Consider the following 21,467-nt stretch of genomic DNA (forward strand, 5'->3'; position numbering starts at 1 on the left):
GGCTTTCTGCTTCCGCAAAACTGATCTGTCGCTTCATCACAGGACCTGAATCATGGACACGCTTATGACAACGCGCTCACCCAATGTCTCGATGACTCGCGCACTGATTTAATCAGCGATTCCCTAGTTCCATATCCCCTGTGGCACCTTGCCATGCTCATCGGGGCCCAAAATGGCCTTAACTGAAAGCTAAGCAAACCGCGCAGACCTTTGCACTACGTCAAATTCGACTCGGTTCTTGTTTGGGAGTCGTCTTGCCGTATCCGCCGTCGCGGCCAGGCCTGGGTTGAGTGACGTGGCTATCCGCCCGCCAAGGGCCGGCGTCTGGCCGTTTGCAGGGAGGTTCGCAATGTCCGAACTACAAGGGCTATCCGGCGCACCAGCAGGTACGCTTATCACGATCTCGGAGCTGCATCGTCTGGCAACTTTCCTTGATTGTCGTTACGACGTTGACGCTCACCATGAAACCAATGGCCACTGGGTGGTGATATTCACAATCGCGAATCGTCGCTATGGACTCAGTACAGTGCGGGGCCAGTTGCGGCGCTGGCGCCGACTCGAGCCTCTCCTGACGTTCTTGAGCGCAAATTGTCAGCATCACAATGCGATGCGCCTGCATACCGGCTCGGGGACCTTCGCCCGGTCCGCTCCGCCGGACAATTAACTATCGGGGCATGCGGCGCAGTGTCGCTGCCGCGACAAGCGCGGAAATCGTACAGACCACCGCGACAGGCAGTGCCGAATCGTTGTAGGCAATACCCGCCAGGAACGCGACAGCGCCGCCGGTCAATGTCTGCAGTCCGCCTAGCATGCCAGCGGCAAATGCACGGTACTCGGCGGCGACATTCATCATCCATGCATTGGCGACGGGTACAACCAAGCAGTAGCCCAATTGGGCAGCGGCCAATGCCGCCAGGAACAGGTGAAGCGCGCGCACTTCCGTGATGGAGAGCAGTATTAGCCCAAGTGCCGAAAGGCATTGGAAGAAGATGCCAGCGGCAACGAGGTTGCGCTCCGACACGCGTGCCATCAGCGCCCCCGAGCAGAGATAGCCGATCACGCCGACCCCTGCAAAGCCGGCAAAAATGCCCCCTATTGCAGCAACTGGCAAGCTAAAACGGCTCGCCAACAGGAATGGTTTGACCACCAGTAAAGTGGTATAGCTGCCCTGCGTTGCGCACAGCAGAATCAGCGGAACCCTGGCCGTCAGGCAAAGACTAGCCAACTCACCCAATGACATCGCCTGCCCGGACGGCCGGGCATCGCGAGCGGCCGGGGTGGCCGGCGGAGGAAACACTGCGAATAGCAGCGGCACCGCGAGCAGAGGCAAACAGAACCCTGCAAACATTGCGCGCCACCCCCACGCAGCAGCGACCCATCCGCCAGCGAGCGGCGCAACGATACTGGTTGCTTGCAACGCAGCCTGGCCATAGGCAAATAGCTTCTTGTATCGCTCATGGTTCAAGAGGTCACGCATGAGGGCGCGGGTTCCGACTGCGCCTATTGCATTGACTGCAAACATTGCCAGCAGAGCGACGGCATAGGCCAGGTAGCTTTGGGCGGCCGCGCTTAACAATCCCAGCAAGCAGGTCGCCGCGGCGCTCACGGTTACTGTGCGCAGCCTGCCAATGTGATCGACCAGCCATGGCGCACCGATAAAAACAGCAGCGCCCACCATCAAGGTTGCCGAGAAAAAGGCTTGAAATCTTGCCTGGCTGACGCCAAGGTCGGCGCTGATCAAAGGAAGGGCGGGGCTGATCACATCGAATAGCGCCGCCACCAGTATTGTTCGGAAGACTAGGCACACATAGACGATTGTTGCTGCTGATCTCAGGCGGTCTGTCATTTGCGCTCAGGAAAAATCATCGCCGCTGCCAGGGGCATCGCTCTCTCTCTTCGTAGTCTCATCGTGCAAGATGAACCTACCGGATATCTGAATATCAGAGCTTGGTGCGATCGCCATGTCCTGACATAGATCAAGACTGATGGCATTGTCGGTATGGGATGAAGACTCGGCGTCCTAGACTCCAATCCACTCTCCAATGCGAGCCAGGCAAGCACGTTTGCGGCGGCATGTGTATCCGGTTCATTCGCGAACCAAAGCGATGCGATCGCAGGAGGGGTACAGAGCCCCACAAGGCTTTGATACTTGAAGGCGATGACGATGAGGTTTCTTTTGGATTTGTATAAGGACTGGATCTTCGCCTACCGAATCGCGGTCAGAAAATATCCGGCCTTGCCAATCCACTTCTGCGGAGCAACGTTGTTTGTAGCGCTGTGCGCGGCATTGTCAACGCTGGTCCCCTACCTCTTGCGTGAGGCAACCAATGCTCTGTCTGTGGAAGCGCCACATAGCGCTACAGGTTCGCCGGTGTTTCTGGCAGCCGCGTACGGGCTTGCTTGGACTACCGCTCGTGCTTTGGATTGGCTGAAAGCCATGCTCTCCGCGGCCGTTCTCGCAAGATGTGATGCCGCATTCCATCACGCCATCTTCGCCAGGCTCATCCGGGTTGACTATCCGCGCCTGACTGCAGAAGATCCGGGCAAGCTGGTTTCAGTCATCGCGCGCAGTCGCGCAGCTTTCAGTGCAATCACATTTGCGGTGTTCTGGGCGATATTCCCGACTGTTCTCCAGTTGATACTGTCCAGCATCGTTCTGTGGCAACTGACCGGCGGCGCGTTCGCGCTAGGATTTGCCATATCCATGTTGCTTCTCTTTGCCGCGACATGGTTCCTCGCGGACAAAAGCAAGAGCGCTCATGAGGAGATCTTCAGCGGTGCCGACATGCTGTCGAGCCATCTTGTTGAAAAGCTCGGCTTCATGCTCGACATCAAACTCAACAACGCGTACGCGAGAGAAAGTGCCGCGTTGCACCGCACGCTTGATGTCTATATCGGCAAAGTGACCCATGGAAACACCCGGCTCGCGCTTCTGCTTGCGGCGCAAGCCGTCTGCACCGGCCTTTTGCTCACGCTCTTCACGGTGACGACCGCATATGGCGCCATCCATTCGACATTCCGCGCAGGCGATTTCGTCATGATTGTTGGCTACATCGTGACACTGGCAATACCTTTCACCAACCTTGCGGGAGCGCTGTCCGATTTGCGGCGCAACCATCTCGCGCTGCGCGAAAGTTTCGGGCTTTTGGAGCTGCCAATCGAGCGCAGCGAATCTAGCCTGCACATTGATCGAGATGCGGACGAAATCTATCGCATCGAGCACGCAGTCATCTCGCAAGGCGGGAAGCAGCTTTTGCAGGACGTGAGCATCACCATCAGGCAGGGCGAGCTTGTCGCCCTCACCGGGCCATCGGGCGCGGGAAAATCGAGCCTAGTCCACTTGATGCTCGGACTCGACCGCCCCGCGGCCGGCACTGTCTACCTCTTTGGCGCGGACGTCAGCAAGCTGTCCGTCAGCGATATCGCACGTGCAGTCGCTGTCGCACCTCAGGCGCCGATGATCCTCACCGGCTCACTCAGGGAGAATCTAACATACGGCTGTGACAGCTTGCCGTCAGACCACGCACTGCACGAGCTCGTTGCCTTGCTCGAACTGCATGAGATCGCCTCAGACGGAAACGGCGATATCCTGGATCGACCGCTGGGCATTCAAGGCAGGGCCCTATCAGGTGGGGAACGCCAGCGTGTCGCGCTGGGCCGTGCGTTCGCGCGCCGCCCGGCGGTCATCATGATGGATGAGCCCACATCATCGCTCGATCCAGAACGCGAGGCGCGAATCTTCGCACGTGTCCGGCAACGGGTACCAACGGTGATCGTGGTTACGCATCGCCATGCGCTGGTCCAGGCGGCAGATTGCGTATATCGTGTCGCGAACGGCAGGGTCGAAGAGCATTCGACGAGCATTGCGGACTTGCCGGGATGACATGTTAGCCCGTCCCGCTGGTGGAATTTTTATGTTGCACAACGCCTCGAAGATTCGATATCTACCCAATGAGGAAAAGCACCATGTCCTCCCGAGCACGAAATCCCGTATCAGAGACTGCCAAGCACGTCGAACCTCTTTGGGAAAGAGGATGTTCTAATATCGAACCTGGATCGTCGTACGAACTGCCGACACGGAGTTTCACCAGCGGTGACATGAAACTGCTAGTCCCACTGACTTATTCTGCCTTCGCAGCTACGGTGGACAGTGCGCCGCTGGAGCAATGGACCAGCAAGGTTTCCTCTATCGTCAACGGCAGATACGGGCCCTTTTTGCCAACGGCCTCCTTCGTTGCTGAGGACCCTTCGGGTCAATTGATAGGAGCGATACTCGCTACTGACTTTCCGCTCTATCAGGCTCCTGTCATCGCATTGATCGCTGTCGCCCCTTCCGCACAAGGTAGGGGCGTGGGCTCCTACTTGCTGCTCCGGTGCATTGATGCTCTTTCTGCCGAAGGATTTGCCATGTGCCGGGCCAAGATTTCGGCCGGCAATGAGGCTTCGCAGCGGCTGTTTCGGAAGAATGCCTTCGAGCTTCGCTAACACTGTGGGATGCTTGGCGGCGATGCGCACGGCAGGCTTGCGCGGTCATCGCGCCATAGCCGCCATGCGCGGCTGCGTTACGGCGAAGCTCACGCATCAAGGTCGAAGGCGCGCGGCCCAGCCTGCGGGCCATGGCCCGCAGGCTGGGCCGCGCGCCTTCCAAATCTCGATGCGCATGCGCTCTTCGGGTTGTAGTTGTTGGTATTTCGTTCTTGTCATTCAACGCACCTTACCGGATGGCGAGGTGTTGCACTTCAGATTTGAGGCCGCCGAGCGGAACTACTGTGCGTGCTTGCCCATTTTCCGCTCAACGTCACGCCTCGGCAATTGCGGGTTTCCGTGTCCCTTACAACCGCGACCAAATATTCGGAATCTGCCATGATTATCGCGACATTCTCAGCCAAGCAACGAGAAAATTCAGGGCGAGAAAAATGAAACACCCCAATAACATCACGGCATCAAGGATGATCGGGGCTTTCGGCGACAAATATCCCGACAAAAATGGAGTGATCGCTTGCCCGATGGCCTGGCATAGAAAAGTGCTGGACCCCAGCATGCCATAGATAAATGGAATCTGCTCGGGTGAATAGGTGTCCGCGAGCAAACGGTGAAAGCTCGTGAAATATATGGAGCCTCCAAGTCCACCCACTAGGAAACTAAGACAAAGCAACAAAGACCAGTCCGAAGTGAGCAGTGCCGCTCCCGGTTGCGCGCCAAGCAAGGTCAAGGCGAGGATCAACCTGGTCTGAACGGATAGCTTCGAAGTCCATGGCCTCACCAAGAATAGGGCCAGTCCCCCGGCCGCTGCTATCGTAAACGAATAGCCCAGTTGCTCGGCCGATAGCCGGTGGCCCGCAACTGCACAGATTGGCCAGCCTGCCAGCCACAATCCCAAGCAGAAAAACTCGACATGGTGCACAAGCAAGATGCCCCCTTGCTTGCGAATGTCACGAATCCTGGTTGTGAATTTCAATGAGACTTGTTCCGTACGACTAGACTCGGATTGCGTCGGACCCTGCCCAAGACTAGAGGTCAGAAGGCATAATGAATAAAGCAGCGCCGGAAAAATAAATGCCGCCTGGATGCCAAAGCAAGTGACGAGTATGCCGCCTAAAGCAGGTCCAATCAACCGCCCCACGTTCTGTGACAAAACATGGCTTTCGTTGACAGCGTCGAAGCAAGGAAGGCCAGCCATCCGATTCAGCACCGTCCGCCAGGATACGACGAACAATGACAATCCCACACCTCCCGCCAAGCGCGCCAAGATCACCCAACTCGCTTGGTGAAAACAGGCCATCACGATGCTACTGACAAGACAACATCCCAAGCCGGTTACGTAATAACGGCCCGCATTACCCGGCCTTATGATCAGGCCCGCGCAAGGCTGAAATACCGTTCGGCCGAGCGCGGCTCCGGCCAGAAACAGCCCTGCCTCTAAGGCAGATAGCTGCAGGGCCACCGTCAGAAGTGGAAAAAAACCGATTGCGGCCGTTGACGCAGTCCAGAACATGGCGCCCTGCAAAAATACCAGGATCGCAGCCTTGCTCGATTGAACCCGTCTCACCGTATCTTCCTTACCGACTAACCTGGCAATTGCGCGCGCATGACTCGACAAATCTGCGTCAGTAAAGATATCGAATCAGCGTGGCTAGCGAGCGGAGATCCGGCTTCGCCACCCCGCAAGAAATCCAGCAACTGTTCACGACGCGCGAATCCATTCAAGCCAGCCTCAACTGGCAAGCGAGGCTCAAGTCTTGACAAACCGGTCCGATCGATTCGCTGGATAGATACCCCTTCCGCCACAAGCGGATTGCAGGCAATCGATACATCGAATGCCTCGGGCTCACCACTACCCGCCAGTTTTCGATACGAGTCCGAAACTATCCGGATCGAGCAAAGGTTGCCTAGATGAACCTGAACAGTCTCTTGCCGAATCCTGCCTGTGCCGGGACGGTCTTTCCGGATATTTCGCGCTGAAACGGACGTTTCCAGCAACTGCAGGTCAAAACTCATCCTGTAGCGCCCCTTATGCTCATATCTTCCGACTATGGAGACATCCAGCTCGCCACAGCTGGGCGGAATGGCATTGTCACTGCAATCTCCGGAACTTCCGAAGCGTTGATACAGTTCTTGTTTGATTACCTGATTCAGGTCAGCGTGTCTGACCACAGCCAGATCCAATGTAGGATCCGACATATCCATATCTTGAATGCTCGTGTTCAACTTGGCGAGCCGCGCCAGCAAGTCAACGTAGTGGTAGCCGGAATGGAACAATACCCCATATCCGTACTTGAACGGATGATTTTCCAAGTCAGCCAATTCATAAGGCAGAATCCATTTTCCACCAGCGAAATGGATGCTGACGTGCGTGATGGGAACACCGAACTGCCTCATAAACCTCTTCAGGAAATTCTCCACGTATAGATATCCAAGCTGCATTCGTCGTTCACAGCTAACAACAAATCGTACTCCGGCATTTCGGTTCGCCTTCACCAATTGCACAAATTCCCCCTGCACCAGCTCTACAGATCTGTCGCGAGTCAGAGCGGTGACGGGTTTGTCCATAAACACATTCATGCCTCTCTCTATGGACCAAAATGCATAAGAGAGATGTGCTTTCGGCTCAGTACAAATCAGCGCGGCATCGACGCCTGATAGTTGCGGCATGCCATTCAGGCGCGAACGGATGGCGTCCAGGCTAGGGAAATTACGATAAGCTTCATCGAAAAAAATGAAGATTCCGGCGCCAATCCCTTGCTCGACATCGCCTGGATAACAACTTCCTTTCGATCGGCCAGGTCCACGACTGCGGCAATTTCGACGTCTGAACGCTCTTTAGCCAAGACATCGCTGTAACGGTCGATAAAATGCGGGCCGCAACCGATGACCACCAGTCTCCGTACCCGTTGCTCCGATCGCTTATGTTCTTGCAACACCGTAGAGCTCCTGCGGACGAAGGATGGGGGCTTTGCTGTCCAGGCTGTCGAAATAGTGAGCCAACCATCCAATGGATCGGCTGAAGCATAGCAACATCGTATTCATTTCCGAGGGAAAGCCAATCCGTCGTAGCAGGATGCCGTTGAACAGATCCGGATTGGGACATAGTCCGCGATCTGTAAAATAGTCCCGGGTGCGGACTTCCTGATCGAACGCCTCGCAGATGCCTACATAAGGCAGAATCAGCGAGAAGTTTTCGCGCTCATCGATCAATAGACGCTTCATATAGGCGGCGCGAGGATCTGGCTTCTTGTAGATGCGATGGCCGAAGCCCATGAGCCGACAACGTCTAGCCAGGCAATCATCAATAAAACGGGCGACGTCCAGTGACTCCCGAAATATTCCGTCATACATCTTCCCCACTTCCTCGCTCGCGCCCCCGTGCAATGGTCCCTTGAATGCACAGATGCCCGCGACAACGGCAGCAAAGGGATCGGCACCAGTACTTGCCACTGCCCGAACAACCGCGGTCGAGCAGTTGAGGCCATGCTCGGCATGCAGGATCAGGAATTTGTTCATCAGCGAGACGGCGAACAACTCCGGTTGTCTGGACAATGCCGCATGCAACAGCCGGTCGATGAAATTCGTGCGCGTCAGCTGCAACTGATCATGGGTATCGAGCGCCTCGCTTCCGCCTCTGGCATAAACGGCAACCGATATCCCAATCACAGCAAGCAGGAAAGCGGCAACATTTAGGGGCCTGCTATCGTCCTTCAGCTCTGCCTCCCTCTGGGACAACGCGGTCAGAATCGATAGAGCGAGGAAATCCGTGGCTGTAGACTTGCGGACCATTGACGATAGTGTCACCGGCAGATCGCAGAGCCGTTCCATATAGCTATCCACCTGCCGCTTGAAGTCGAGTATGGCAGTCGGCTCCGAATGTCCGGTCAGCAGCAAAAATGCCACTTCTAGAAAGTCAGCATGGTCTGCTAGTTCAGCCACGTCGTATCCCCGGTATTCCAACCGCGGAATGGATGCGTCGATCCTACCGATCCTACTGCGGCAAATTGCCGTTTGTACCAAACCTTCGTCGAGTATCCGTAGATCCACATGACGCCGCTGCGGCTTCAGCAGCGGTCGACCATCGACTGATTCGACGTCGAAGTAATCCGACAACTTGTTACTGAGCGCTTCCATCTCCATCACCTCTAATCTATGGACATGACATGAAGGAACCAGCCAACCCCCAACAATTCAAGTAGGGTATCGGCAGGCCTTCTTCTCGACCTCGGTCGCAAAGTCGTCTAATTTAAACCAATGCTGTTCCATGCTATCGTGCTCCCCTTTCAATAAGCGCCCGCGAAGATAGGTCTCTTCGTCATTCAGCCTGGATGCATGGTGGAGCAGAGCGCTTGCTTGTTCCTCGCCAGAAAAATATGCGATGGCGGCTGTTCTGTTTTCCGGATAATGATGGCTCTCGAGTTGCTGCAAGGGGCGAAGGCACCCATGGTCTGCCAACTTGACCATCAGGCTGAGCATGTAATGAGCGCGATGGCCGTAGGCGCCCGAAATCAGATATCCCCGCGCCACTTGACGAATGGTGTAAGCGTTGTTCACGATGCCGTAGGCGCTTTCCGTTGAAATGCCACCTGGGTCGAAACAAAGCGGACCAGCGATATGCCTGGTACCACTAACCAGAGCATATCGGCGAAACCTGGGATAATTCCTGATATTGTCGGCGCTATAAACCGAGATAGTGAGTTTGCTAAATTTGTTCTGTATGAGGCGAATACTCTCCAATAGCTCCGCATCAATGTGATCGAATATCGCCATGGTGTCGATATCAGAGTCTGGCCTCATGTCACCACGAGCGGCACTTCCATGCAGATAAAATGAAAACAGACGATCGCCGAATGCGTCTTTCAAAGCCATCACTATCGCATCCGTCATAGACCGAATAGCCTTGCATGGCACTTCCGCTTCTTTTGCGACCAAGGCCTGGGTTTCCGGGAAGCAAGAAGCGGTGTGGGCAGAATAGGACTCTACAATGCCGCTCAGGCGTGCCGCAGCGAGCCGGAACGTACCAACATTTTTCAATAAGCGACGTTCGGTGGATTGCCAGTTCTGAATAGCATGCGCAAGCCAATCAATGTCATCCTCATTCAGACCCGCGACGGTTTGAACTCGATATTCGCCTTTTTCAAGCAAACCCAGCAGCTTGCATATCGCCTTTTCCGTGTAACGCATTGCCCAGCCCAATTGGCGTACGCCCCATGTATGCGTCTCTGTCGAGAGATTACGCAAATAATAGAGCCGCGCGACATGGGCCGAGCCAAAGATCGCTTGCCGGATGGCCTCTCGCAAGTCTGATTCTCCGCCCTTGAGTATCTTGTCTATACGGTCGCTACGATAGATCCATGCGCATGTGTGAAACTGCCACGCGCCGTGTGGGGGATACCCAGCCAGTTCTTGCTCAATCAGATAGTTGAGTACAAATTCCGGAAATTCCACCTGCAAATAGCGGGCACGAAATACCGCGTTACTCGTCTGCTCCTCATGGAGAATCAAATAATAATGCCCGGCGGCTCGTGAGGAATAATCTGGCTGTCGCAAATAGGAATCTGTTTCCGCGATGCCAGACAAGTTCTCTCCAAACAGATCTTGAGCGCAAGCCACAAAGTAGCGAACCCTGGCATCAATTTTGTCGGTCATGGCCACCAGCATCGGATCAGGTCCTTTAAAATCTTATTGAAAACGGTGTTGCCAGCTTCGTTGCGTCTCTCTACGCAACGTGATGCAAAAGGTCGTAGTCGTATTTGACTTCCATCTCAACCAAGTGCGGGCGACCCGATCTGAAGGCACGTTCCAGTACCACGGGTAATTCAGTGACATCTTCCACTTTGGTGGAGTCAACACCATTGGCCGCAGCGAGCTGTGTGAAGTCGACATGGCCGAACCCCGTCAGGTTACGATCCGGTTCTGACTGGCTGAGCTTCTGGTAATACTTGATCAGGCCAAATGCCGAGTCCGATAAGACCAGCACAACCAGTGGCAAGGAGTAGCGAGCAAGGGTCTCGAGGTCTTGACTAGTGGAATGGAAGCCACCATCCCCGCAGATGGCGAGAACTCGCTCCTCTGGATGGCACATTTTTGCGGCCATGCCTGCGGGTAGACCAAAACCGAAACTGCCACAAACGTTTGAACACAGGAAGCGATTTGACCTGTAGGTTCTGGCCAAGAGCCCTGCATATTGCTTGTGCAGGCCGACGTCGCTACACATAATTCCACTACGGCCTAAACTGTCGGACGCTGCCGCTATGATTCGCGAGATGTCTGTCAGTTCTGCTGGATGCGAGACAGGCCGCCTTTGATCGAAGCAATGTTTTAGTCGGTTGTGCGACTCCATCCACACTTTTCTAGGTAAAGGGTAATTGGTCAACTGGTCCAAGTTGTGCGCGATATTTCCCCGGCATCGTAGATCTGGCTGGAAGACTTCGCCCATCGGAACATCGAAACTATTTATTTCGATAGTTGGTTTGTTGCCACCCCACAATGATGGCTTCAGGTCTTCGCCAAAGTCGTAGCCGATAAGAATCATAAGATCGACCTGATCGAACAATTCTCCCAGAATCGGTCTTCGATATACTCCGTCCAAATATTTATTGGCGGCCGTCAGGAACTGAGGATGATCCTCGGGCAATGCACCCTTGGCAGCGAGTGAGCAGATAACCGGAGCGTTGATCTTTTCTGCAAAGCAGCGAACGTTTTCCTCGGCACCTTCGCGAATCACCTGATTCCCCAGGACAATCATGGGGTGCGACGCCGCTGCAATTGCGGCTGCGACAAGGGCTACGTCATCGCTAGACGGCACGGCCGCCTTTCCCCTGACGGACGACTGCAGCTGATGCAGGATCGCGAATGCAGTATCGTCGGGCACGTCTTCCTTCATCAGATCAACCGGAATGCTGATGTATGCCGGTCCAGGCAACTCATCTATGCTGCATTGCAGCGCGCCTGGCAAGCGTGCTGTCAGATCCTGTACGGTTTCCAACTGCAGGCTGCTTTTAGTAATCCCCGACATGAGGCCCACATTGTCAATGCACTGATGGGTGAGGTTGAATTTGACCTGCGAGCGCGGAATCTGTGCCGAACAAACAATCATGGGCGAACGATCCAGCATGCCCGAGCATGCACCGGTGGCAATATTGGTCAATCCCGGGCCGAAGGTAGCCGAGCACATATGTGGCTTTCCGGTCAACCTGCCAGCCACATCCGCCATCACGCCTGCCACGAATTCATGCCTGGTCAAATAGAAGTCAACGCCAAATGATTTGTTGAATCTGATTGCTTCGGCTTCACCACCAACAATTCCGAAGCATTTCGTCACACCCAGTTTGGACATGACTCTCAGAAATAGCTCATCGAATCGCATCTCACCTCCCACCAAATAGACTCAAGTACACGAAGCGGGGGGGGCGTAGTTTTATTTCTTGGAGTCCAAATCAGAATCGAAGTGCACGCATGCGTGTCGCTTCGGTTCAATGCTAGAGGATGGACGCCTCGTGTTGTAGACGAATTTATATTGTAGCGACCGGAAATTTCAATATCTGGCTGCCTGTTGTGAACACCTGGCACACTCTGATCCAAATCAAGGCGATGTTGCCTAGCGAGGTAGGACTAGTCTTACAAGTACTAGACTCCCCCTCAGAGACCATGGTCATCCAGGCATATTGATGGTCAGAAAAATCTGAATGAATACAGAAATTCATTCAGCTTCATTCGTGGGACGTTTATCGGGATAAGCACCGATATGCCGGGTAGCATTTAACCTAAATGCGAACGGCTACGGAATCTCTCGTGAGCAATGACGTTCCGCAAGTCACCTCTGCCAGATGAAAAGCTCCACCAATAACTCAATCACGCCGTCGGCTGAGAATCCGGGACCCGAGGGCCGGAGCTTCGCGCTCGCCAGAACTATTTATGGGCGCCTTATCCAGCGAGGACGTCTGCGCCAGCTTCAGCTTCTTGTGTCAGTGCAAGATTGCGGAAGTATTGCGCGTGCCGCTTCGGAGGTTTGCATGAGCCAGTCTGCGGCAACACAGGCATTGGCAGAGTTAGAAAGACTTGTCGGCATGAGGCTTTTCGAGCGTCACGCGCGCGGGATTCGGCCCACGGGGAGTGGCCGTGTATTGGTTTCCCTAGCACGGGAAGTCATTGTCAGGCTCCGGCAATCTGCGGAGCATCTCGCGGCCAGCAAACATGGCGCCACCAAGGCATTGCGCATCGGGGCCATTGCCGCGGCTTCCCACACATTGATCGCGCCGGTCTTGCCGGCCTTCTATAGCATGCATCCAGATGTACATATTGACTTGGAGGAAGACACAGTTGCGCGTCTATTGCCGCTACTGATCGGAGGGGGATTCGATGCAATGTTCTGCAGGCGTCCTCAACGGCTCCCCGCCGACTTCGTGTTCAAGCCAATGCTTGAGGATGAAGCGATCATCCTGGCCGCTTCGTCTCACCCGTTGTCCACGATGGCCGGCTTGTCCATTGCAGCGTTGGATGGAGCGCGCTGGATATTGCCTGCACCCAGCGTCCAACCGAGAGAGTTGTTCGAGAGCATTGTTCTAAGCGCACTGCCAAATGCGAACTGGTTTCCGCTTTCGACCATGTCTTTGTCCGTGCTCGAAGGGCTCCTCCAGCAGCGCGACGCCGTTATCCTCCTGCCACGTAGTATCTCGACAGGCATGATGGCTAGCGGGCGCTTGCGCAAACTGGACGTCGCACTCGCGGCGCCGCTCGACCCGCTAGGCGTAGTGCATAGTACGGAAAGAGCGCCCGATCTGCTGCAAGCATTCTTGTCGATTGCGCGACAAGGACTTCGCGGGCCGCAGACGTAAGTCGCCCTGCCGTATCGAACTCAGCGGCGAATGGCGTCTCCATGTCGCTTGCCAACGTGGTGTCCTGGCTGGCTAGCAATCTGGCACCGCAGGCGGTGCGGTCCATATGCCTGGCGTAGGGAACGCCATTGGGCGCATTGATAATTCCGTTGCCTGCGAGGATCGGGAAAGTGCCCTTGCACTTGGGACAGATTGTCATGTCCCCCGCACGGGCCATGGCGCGATTGCCGATGATGCTGATGGCATCGCCGGTAATGACTGTCCCTCCGTGCGTTGTCCGGTCGCCAACGCAAATAAGTCCGGAGATCACCTTAACCCCTCCGCCTTCGTTTTGTTCGAAAGAGCCGCCTGACTTTCATGGCAGGCTTGCTCAAGGTAGTTGGCGCAATGGGGTCATGGCAACAGACCAAATCTGCAAAGATATGCATCTATTTCTGCAAGGGTGAGGGAAAGGGCTGCATCAGGGCGAAGGCCTGAGTCAAATGGTCACAGGTTCATCGAAGGGATCTCCACGCGCTCGCGTAGGCCTTGCGTCCAGAACGGATCTGTTTGAATGAGGGTCTCAACCTCCGCACGATCCACGGCCCGGACAATCCAAAGCCCGCCAACCGCTCCCTGGTTCGGCGCTTCGCGCAGAGAGCCAGCTATCAGGATCGCGTCGCGATGCAGAGCCAGCCAATCGAGATGGGCTTGCAAAAGGGCATTGCGCAGGGTGAGTTGGTCGGGCTTGTCGTGGAAGCGGACCGCAAAAAGCATGGTGTTCCTCAAGGGTGGAATAGCAACGATTGTGGTGGATATCCCGCGAAGCATCGGCGCAAAAGCGCACAACTTTCGCTGCGCCACAAGCCCGCCCGTTTCTTGATGTCCAGCGACGCGAGACCGCCAGAACTTTCTCTTTCAATCTTCTGAATACTCTGACGACCTTTGCCTTGCAGCATACCTAACCTGTAAGCAGATGGTGTCGATCAACATGGCATGACCAATCTGGCTTAGTAGGTCCCGCATAACTTTGATGCCCGAAGGCGATGGCGATGAGGTTTGTTCTGGATTTGTACAAGGATTGGATCTTCGCCTACCGAATCACGGTCAGAAAGTACCCAGCCTTACCCATCCACTTCTGCGCAGCAACGCTATTTGTAGCGCTGTGCGCGGCTTTGTCGACGCTGGTCCCCTACCTCTTGCGGGAGGCAACCGATGCTCTATCTGTGGATGCCTCGCATAGCGTTACGGGCGCTCCGCTGCTTCTTGCAGCCGCGTACGGACTGGCCTGGACTACTGCGCGCGCTTTCGAATGGCTGAAAGCCATGCTTTCCGCGGCCGTTCTCGCAAGATGTGACGCCGCCTTCCATAACGCCATTTTTTCCAGACTGATCAGGGTTGACTACCCGCGGCTGACTGCAGAAGACCCGGGCAAACTGGTCTCCGTCATCGCGCGAAGTCGCGCAGCTTTCAGCGCCATCACGTTTGCAGTGTTCTGGGCAATCGGACCAGCGGTTCTGCAGCTGATACTGTCCAGCATCGTTCTGCGGCAACTGATCGGCGGCTCGTTCGCGCTGGGATTTGCCATATCCATGACGCTTCTCTTTGCGGCGACATGGTTTCTCGCGGACAAGAGCAAGAGCGCCCATGAAGAGATTTTCAGCGGTGCCGACATGCTGTCGAGCCATCTTGTTGAGAAGCTCGGCTTCATGCTCGACATCAAACTCAACAACGCGTACGCGAGAGAAGATGCTGCGTTGCACCGCACGCTTGAGGTCTATATCGGCAAAGTGACTCGTGGAAACACCCGGCTCGCGCTTCTGCTTGTGGCACAAGCCATCTGCACCGGCCTCTTGCTCACGCTCTTCACGGTGACCACCGCATACGGCGTCATCCATTCAACATTCCGCGCAGGCGATTTCGTCATGATCGCCAGCTATCTCGTGACACTGGCAATCCCCTTCACGAATCTCGCGGGGTCTCTGTCCGATTTGCGCCGCAACCATCTCGCGCTGCGCGAGAGTTTCGGGCTTCTGGAGCTGCCAATCGAGCGCAGTGAATCCAGCGTGCGCATCGGCCGCTCGGCGAACGAAGTCTGTCGCATCGAGCACGCAGTTGTGACACAAGGCGGAAAGCAGATTCTGCAGGGCGTGAATATCACTGTCGGGCAGGGGGAGCTTGTCGCGCTCGTCGGGCCATCGGGTGCAGGAAAATCGAGCCTGGTCCACCTGATGCTCGGGCTCGCCCGCCCCGCGGCTGGCACTGTTTACCTTTTTGGCGCGGACGTCAGCAAGCTGGCTGTCAGCGATATCGCACGCGAAGTCGCGGTGGCGCCTCAAGCCCCGATGATCCTCACGGGCTCACTCAGGGAAAATCTGATCTACGGCTGTAGCAACGTGCCATCAGACCATGCACTGCATGAACTCGTAGCGCTGCTCGAATTGCAGGAGATCGCCGCAGACGGCAACGGCGATATCCTGGTTCGCCCGCTTGGCATTCAAGGCCGGGCGCTGTCAGGAGGTGAGCGCCAGCGCGTCGCGCTGGGCCGTGCGCTCGCGCGCCGCCCAGCGGTAATCATTCTGGATGAACCCACCTCATCGATCGATCCGGATCGCGAGGCGCGAATCTTTGCGCGTGTCCGGCAGCGGGTACCAACGCTGATCGTGGTGACGCATCGCCATTCGCTGATCCAGGCGGTGGAGCGTGTATATCGCGTTGCGAACGGCACCGTCCGGGAGCATTGTCCGCGCGTTGCGAATGCCGCGGGGTGAGATCAGATCATCAGGCTGGCGCGGTTGATCAGGCAGTGCAATCGGCGCTTGTGGGTCCAGCGTGCCATATGCATAGCCACACTCTTGCGCCAGGCGGGCGCGACAGAAGGCATTGGCAATCTCATCATTCCCGGAGGTCAACAGCAGCGCCGCCTGAAGGGCCATTGCCGTTCGCTCTACCACCAGCCGGCTGCGCGCCTCCAGGACGGTCTGGTCTTCGAAGGCTTTTTGCAACCACGCCACATGCCGGTCATAGGCCTCATGCAACCCTCGCGCCGTGTGGAGTTCCTTGAACAAGGCGTCGCGAACGCCGGGCTCCTTCTGCAAAGCACGCAGGACGTCCAGGCACTGCACGTTGCCGCTGCCCTCCCAGATCGAGTTCAGAGGCGCCTGCCGATAGAGCCGCGGCAGGATGTTCTCCTCGACGTATCCGATCCCGCCCAGGCATTCCTGCGCTTCGTTGATATGGGCAGGCGTACGCTTGCAGACCCAGTATTTCCCAATGGCGGTCCCGATGCGGGCGAGTGCGGCCTCATGCGGATCTCGCGGCGACGCATCCACAGCGGAAGCGATACGCATCGCAAGCGCGATGGCTGCCTCGCTCTCCAGTGCCAGGTCGGCCAGGACATTGCGCATCAGAGGCTGGTCAATCAGCAAACGTCCGAATGCCTTGCGCTGACTCGTGTGGTGGAGTGCCTGGACAATCGCCTGCCGCATCTGCGCGGCTGAGCCGAGAATGCAATCCAGCCGGGTCAGCGCGACCATCTCGATAATCGTCGCGACGCCACGCCCTTCCTCGCCGACCAGACTCGCCGTCGCTCCCTGGAACTCGACCTCGGAAGACGCATTGCTCCAGTCGCCCAACTTGTCCTTCAACCGCTGGATCCGGACTGCATTGAGGGATCCGTCAGGGAGAACACGTGGCATCAGAAAGCAACTCAGACCGCCCTCCGCCTGAGCCAGGACCAGATGCGCATCGCACATCGGCGCTGAAAAGAAGAATTTGTGGCCAACGATTTCGTACGTACCGTCCCGTTGAAGGTGCGCTCGCGTCGTGTTGCTTCGGACATCCGAGCCGCCCTGCTTTTCCGTCATGCCCATGCCGATCGTGCACGCGGTCTTCTGATGAGCAGGCAGTGCGCGCGAGTCGTACTCGCTGGCTGTCACGCGAGGGATCCATGCGTCTGCAACCGCCGCAGACTTGCGGAGCGCCGGAATCGCGGCATGTGTCATCGTTAGCGGGCAGCTTGTGCCGGCGTCCGGTTGGCCGTTCAGATACACCAGGGCTGCACGCGCAACGTGCGCGCCAACCCGGTCCTCGTGCCGCCAGGAAAAGCTATGAACCTGGCCCTGCATCGCGTGGCCCATCAGTTGATGGTAGGCCGGGTGAAACTCGACCGTGTCGATGCGCCGGCCATACCTGTCAAAGCTGTGCAGTACCGGCTTATGACGGTTGGCCAGCTCGCCGTACTCCATCATTCTTCCGCCCGTGACTTCACCATAGGCCGCAAGGTGCTCGCTCGCCCATGCTCCGCCATGCCGCGCTACGGCCTCCTGCAATGCGCGATCCGTGGTCCAGGCGTTATACGCGGGCAGGGGCAACGGCTGGTTCTGGACATCGTGAGTGCTGAACTGTGACCTGGCTGACATGGGTAGACTCTCATCCGTGGAAGCGATACGTATATTACACAACACATCATGTTATGCAAAAACAAGTAATATTAGGAAGAACCCTACCCTATGTCTGAGGCATCAAAGGCTGCATTGGATGAAAGTGCTCCGGGGCCGGCAGCGCGCCGTCTGATTCTCAAGCTCCTCGTGGCATCAGAGACGGAGACCCTCGACGCCTCTGACGCCATCCGCGCCTGCGCGCTCTTCGGGATCTCGGACAACAATGCGCGGGTTGCGCTTACCCGCCTGGCGAACGCTCATCTGATTGAGACAGCGGGAAGAGGAACGTATCGGCTTGGATCCGAGGGCCGGGCGCTGGGTGAAGACATATCCGCATGGCGAGTTGCAGAGCAGCGAGTGCGTCCTTGGGATGGCACATGGGTAGCCGTTTTGATCGCCGGCCTGGGACGAAGCGACCGTACAGCCATGCGTGCACGTGAGCGCGCCCTTGCGCTCGTCGGAATGAGGCAACTCGAAGAAGGCCTGTACGTTCGGCCGGATAACCTCGCCGGAGGCGTCGCCCATACGCGCGAACGGCTCCACGGCCTTGGCGTCGAGACCAGTGCACCGGTCTTTACGGTACGGGACTTCGACGCCGGACTGGAATCGAAGGCTCGCGGCCTGTGGAACGGGAAGGAGCTTGTGGAAGGCTATCGCGAGAGCAGGCGTCTGCTTGAGAAATCGAATGCCAGGCTCGACACGTTACCCGTAGAGTTGGCCGCCAAGGAAGCCTATCTGCTCGGCGACCAGGCGATCCGGCAACTGGTGTTCGATCCGTTCTTGCCTGAGCCGCTTGTGACTGTGGCGGATCGTGTCGCGTTCGGAAGTGAAGTAAGACGTTATGACGAAGTTGGTCGTTCCATCTGGCAGCGGTTTCTGGCCGCGCGTGGTTGATGGGCAGGCAAGGAGCATCTGAAGCAATCTGGCGTTGATGGCGTCCGCCTGTTGGCATTCGTTCGCGGCTAGCTGAGGAGCGGGCTGGGAAGTGCAAGTGGCGGACCTGCGATGGACTATCGGATCGACGTCCCGCGACTCGGCCTGCAGCCGTGGATGCCGTTCGGGACGATCGATGCGGTGGCCGCATCAAAGTAGATGCCATCGGTGACGACCGCATATGGCGTCATCTATTCGACATTCCGCGCAGGCGATTTCGTCATGATTGTTGGCTACATCGTGACACTGGCGATACCTTTCACTAACCTTGCGGGAGCGCTGTCCGATTTGCGGCGCAACCATCTCGCGCTGCGCGAAAGTTTCGGGCTTCTGGAATTGCCAATCGAGCGCAGCGAATCTAGCCTGCACATCGACCGAACTGCGGACGAAATCTATCGCATCGAGCACGCAGTTATCTCGCAAGGCGGGAAGCAGCTTTTGCAGGACGTGAACATCACCATCAGGCAGGGCGAGCTCGTCGCGCTCACCGGGCCATCGGGCGCGGGCAAATCGAGCCTTGTCCACTTAATGCTCGGACTCGCCCGCCCTGCGGCCGGCACTGTTTGCCTCTTTGGCGCGGACGTCAGCACGCTGTCCGTCAGCGATATCGCACGCGAAGTCGCTGTCGCACCTCAAGCGCCGATGATCCTCTCCGGCTCGCTTAGGACGAATCTGACCTATGGCTGTGACAACCCGCCGCCAGACCACGCGCTGCACGAACTCATTACTTTGCTCGAACTGCATGAGATCGCCGCGGAAGGAAAGGACGATATCCTGGATCGCCCGCTTGGCATTCAAGGCAGGGCCCTATCAGGGGGGGAACGCCAGCGTGTCGCGCTGGGCCGTGCGCTCGCGCGCCGCCCAGCGGTCATCATTCTGGATGAGCCCACTTCCTCGCTCGACCCGGAACGCGAGGCGCGAATCTTCGCACGCGTCCGGCAACGGGTACCAACGCTAATCGTGATTACGCATCGTCATGCGCTGGTCCAGGCATCAGATCGCGTATATCGCGTCGCGAACGGCAGCGTCCAAGAGCAGTCTCTGAGCGTTGCGGACGCCGAGGGGTGACCAGGCAGGGGGATCATCAGCCTCTCGCCGAATTTGATCTGCTCGACGTCGGCCAGGACATATTTCCCGCTCCACCATTTGGCCGATTTCCTGACCTGCCCGGCTGACAAACAATCGTCATCTGTAACCACAATCCCTTGCGGGACCGCCGGTCAGCTTGGGAACGCGCTCGACGGAGGCGATTCATGTCTGTAACAGCTATTTGCAGGGAACAGCAGGAATGGGCAGCGAACCGGGGCATCGCCTTTGACGCACGCGGTTATGTCCCCCATCTGGACCTGAATCTGATGCGACCACTTTCGCCAGCAACGTTGGCGGCGTTTGCAAATGGCGATGGTGGCGAGCTGCTGGAGCGTGGAGACAGGCCGGCAAAGATGCGAGCCTTGCATTCGTCCTCTGCGCTGGCCGCGAACATCTTCGATTTCTGGACCGATTGCGCGGATGCCACGCCATTGATGAAAGCGCTGGCGCTACCCTCCTGCCCCACCGCAGCGTTATTCGAATCCAAACTGTCCACCGGCGTCGACAGTCACGCCAACCTGGATGTGTGCCTGCCACTGGCGAACGGCGTCATTGCCGGCGTGGAGAGCAAGTTCACGGAATGGCTGCGCGGCAAGGCAACGCAGGTGGGTGAGGCGTTCAGGCCGCCATACCTTGCAAATGGGCGTCGCCGCTGGGAAGAGGTCGGGTTGCCGCGGGCACAGGGGCTCACGGAAGCCCTGCAAGAGGGTCGGGAGGCGTTCCGGCACATTGGTGCGCCGCAGCTACTTAAGCATGCCCTAGCGCTTGCTCGTCAGTACGGAAACCGTTGGGTGCTGCGGTATGTGTACTTCGATTGGCCGGGACCACACGGGGAGCGTCATCGGGACGAGATCCGGAGGTTCCAAGAGCGGGTTGGCGATGAACTGAAGTTCAAAGCCATCAGTTACCAGGCGATCTTTGGGGAGCTTTGTTCAGCTAGTCGACCAGAGTATCAGCCTTATCTGGCCTATCTGGGAGAAAGGTACTTTCGCCAGCCAATGAGCTAGGCGACTGGAAAGCCTGGCGTCGGCCTGGGTTGCGGTATCGCAATGCAGAGTTGTCTCATTGGCGGCAGTATCCGCAATCCTTAGCCTAGCTGTCGGTGCTGAACACACCCCCCGCAGCGTTGCCACGTCCGATAGCCGTGGCGTGTCTTCCATAGCTTTCTGCTAAGGCCGGGCAGCGCGCATCGATACAAGACCCGAAAGGGGAAACATGCGGGCCGATCTGCGGGCGGTGTTCAAGTGCCCGGCCGCCCAGCTTGCACGGGCGAATCCAAATTTCAAATTGGGAGTTCGCTATGCGGAAGATATCTTCCACTGCGCACGTGCGCACATTCACGACCAGCTACAGGCATTTCCGCGTCAAACCAACGGAAGGTAACCGCTATAGTGGGATGCGATGCGTTCCATGGATTCGATTGGGTGGGGTATGGTTGGAACGGGCAGGCTTCAAGATCGGGCAGTCGCTCAAGGTTGAAGTACGGAACAAGGTTGTCGTAATTTCCTCGGAGTAGCTGCCGTGGGAAGGGATTCGTAGATACCTTGCTGAGGATCCCCAAAATCCTTGTCGGGACGAGACTAAGGGGATGGAACCATTTCTGACCTAGTACAACATCCCTTAAATAGGTTGAATAATTAATCGCCTCCGATATCATGACGGGATGAGTCGAGGCCGCCATGCAACGCCAGTGAAGCTGGCG

At 56.9% G+C, this 21,467-nt stretch carries 16 protein-coding genes and 3 pseudogenes; 8 read left to right on the forward strand and 11 right to left on the reverse strand.

Annotation, left to right across the window (positions count from 1 at the left end):
- Nucleotides 1-664: 664 nt before the first annotated feature.
- Nucleotides 665-1,846: an MFS transporter gene (locus tag AB1I47_RS30535; protein WP_354687410.1), complete on the reverse strand. Its 1,182-nt coding sequence runs from the start codon at nt 1,844-1,846 to the stop codon at nt 665-667.
- A gap of 312 nt (nt 1,847-2,158) precedes the next feature.
- Between AB1I47_RS30535 and AB1I47_RS30540 the strand changes: the two genes are divergently transcribed.
- Nucleotides 2,159-3,883 (forward strand): ABC transporter ATP-binding protein, encoded by a 1,725-nt coding sequence (locus AB1I47_RS30540; RefSeq protein WP_354687424.1) that lies wholly within the window; start codon nt 2,159-2,161, stop codon nt 3,881-3,883.
- Nucleotides 3,884-4,098: 215 nt separating this feature from the next.
- On the forward strand, nt 4,099-4,485 hold the full coding sequence (locus tag AB1I47_RS30545; protein WP_354687411.1) for a GNAT family N-acetyltransferase: 387 nt from the start codon (nt 4,099-4,101) through the stop codon (nt 4,483-4,485).
- Here the strand turns inward: AB1I47_RS30545 and AB1I47_RS30550 are convergent.
- From AB1I47_RS30550 to AB1I47_RS30580, 7 genes and pseudogenes are all read right to left on the reverse strand, one after another.
- Nucleotides 4,478-4,704 (reverse strand): annotated as a pseudogene (locus AB1I47_RS30550) (helix-turn-helix domain-containing protein); the annotation flags it as partial. The gene AB1I47_RS30545 and the pseudogene AB1I47_RS30550 sit on opposite strands and share 8 nt — an antisense overlap.
- 163 nt (nt 4,705-4,867) lie before the next feature.
- Complete coding sequence (locus tag AB1I47_RS30555) at nt 4,868-6,049, reverse strand: MFS transporter (RefSeq protein WP_354687412.1); 1,182 nt, start codon at nt 6,047-6,049, stop codon at nt 4,868-4,870.
- Nucleotides 6,050-6,066: 17 nt separating this feature from the next.
- Nucleotides 6,067-7,152 (reverse strand): Gfo/Idh/MocA family oxidoreductase, encoded by a 1,086-nt coding sequence (locus AB1I47_RS30560; RefSeq protein ID WP_354687413.1) that lies wholly within the window; start codon nt 7,150-7,152, stop codon nt 6,067-6,069.
- A 5-nt stretch (nt 7,153-7,157) separates the two neighbouring features.
- A complete protein-coding gene (locus tag AB1I47_RS30565; RefSeq protein WP_354687414.1) occupies nt 7,158-7,421 on the reverse strand; it encodes a hypothetical protein in 264 nt (87 codons plus the stop codon).
- Nucleotides 7,405-8,619, reverse strand: coding sequence for a citrate/2-methylcitrate synthase (locus AB1I47_RS30570; protein ID WP_354687415.1), 1,215 nt, complete (start codon nt 8,617-8,619; stop codon nt 7,405-7,407). The genes AB1I47_RS30565 and AB1I47_RS30570 overlap by 17 nt, the downstream gene beginning before the upstream one ends.
- Nucleotides 8,620-8,676: 57 nt before the next feature.
- A complete protein-coding gene (locus AB1I47_RS30575; RefSeq protein WP_354687416.1) occupies nt 8,677-10,146 on the reverse strand; it encodes a nucleotidyltransferase domain-containing protein in 1,470 nt (489 codons plus the stop codon).
- 58 nt (nt 10,147-10,204) lie between these two features.
- Complete coding sequence (locus AB1I47_RS30580; RefSeq protein WP_354687417.1) at nt 10,205-11,854, reverse strand: thiamine pyrophosphate-binding protein; 1,650 nt, start codon at nt 11,852-11,854, stop codon at nt 10,205-10,207.
- 460 nt (nt 11,855-12,314) lie between these two features.
- Here AB1I47_RS30580 and AB1I47_RS30585 point away from each other — a divergent pair, with 460 nt between their 5' ends.
- Nucleotides 12,315-13,322: a LysR family transcriptional regulator gene (locus tag AB1I47_RS30585; RefSeq protein WP_407935939.1), complete on the forward strand. Its 1,008-nt coding sequence runs from the start codon at nt 12,315-12,317 to the stop codon at nt 13,320-13,322.
- An 85-nt stretch (nt 13,323-13,407) separates the two neighbouring features.
- On the opposite strand, the pseudogene AB1I47_RS30590 reads toward AB1I47_RS30585, so the two are convergent.
- Both AB1I47_RS30590 and AB1I47_RS30595 read right to left on the reverse strand, forming a co-directional pair.
- A pseudogene (locus AB1I47_RS30590) lies at nt 13,408-13,632 on the reverse strand (PAAR domain-containing protein); the annotation flags it as partial.
- Between the two features lie 176 nt (nt 13,633-13,808).
- Nucleotides 13,809-14,078: a YciI family protein gene (locus tag AB1I47_RS30595; protein WP_354687418.1), complete on the reverse strand. Its 270-nt coding sequence runs from the start codon at nt 14,076-14,078 to the stop codon at nt 13,809-13,811.
- Between the two features lie 275 nt (nt 14,079-14,353).
- Between AB1I47_RS30595 and AB1I47_RS30600 the strand changes: the two are divergent.
- A pseudogene (locus AB1I47_RS30600) lies at nt 14,354-15,886 on the forward strand (ATP-binding cassette domain-containing protein); the annotation flags it as partial.
- Between the two features lie 9 nt (nt 15,887-15,895).
- Here AB1I47_RS30600 and AB1I47_RS30605 read toward each other — a convergent pair.
- The gene (locus tag AB1I47_RS30605; protein ID WP_407935940.1) at nt 15,896-17,722 is read right to left on the reverse strand and encodes an isovaleryl-CoA dehydrogenase; all 1,827 of its coding nucleotides are present in this window, start codon (nt 17,720-17,722) and stop codon (nt 15,896-15,898) included.
- A gap of 90 nt (nt 17,723-17,812) precedes the next feature.
- Here AB1I47_RS30605 and AB1I47_RS30610 point away from each other — a divergent pair, with 90 nt between their 5' ends.
- From AB1I47_RS30610 to AB1I47_RS30625, 4 genes are all read left to right on the forward strand, one after another.
- Nucleotides 17,813-18,637, forward strand: coding sequence for a PaaX family transcriptional regulator C-terminal domain-containing protein (locus AB1I47_RS30610; RefSeq protein WP_354687420.1), 825 nt, complete (start codon nt 17,813-17,815; stop codon nt 18,635-18,637).
- A 198-nt stretch (nt 18,638-18,835) separates the two neighbouring features.
- Entirely contained in the window at nt 18,836-19,744 is a 909-nt protein-coding gene (locus tag AB1I47_RS30615) for an ABC transporter ATP-binding protein (RefSeq protein WP_354687421.1), read from the forward strand.
- Nucleotides 19,745-19,929: 185 nt separating this feature from the next.
- Entirely contained in the window at nt 19,930-20,772 is an 843-nt protein-coding gene (locus AB1I47_RS30620) for a PGN_0703 family putative restriction endonuclease (RefSeq protein ID WP_354687422.1), read from the forward strand.
- Nucleotides 20,773-21,065: 293 nt separating this feature from the next.
- Nucleotides 21,066-21,281 (forward strand): SymE family type I addiction module toxin, encoded by a 216-nt coding sequence (locus tag AB1I47_RS30625; RefSeq protein ID WP_354687423.1) that lies wholly within the window; start codon nt 21,066-21,068, stop codon nt 21,279-21,281.
- The last annotated feature ends 186 nt before the right edge of the window (nt 21,282-21,467 follow it).

The organism is Cupriavidus necator (assembly GCF_040578825.1).
Classification (GTDB): Bacteria; Pseudomonadota; Gammaproteobacteria; order Burkholderiales; family Burkholderiaceae; genus Cupriavidus; species Cupriavidus necator_E.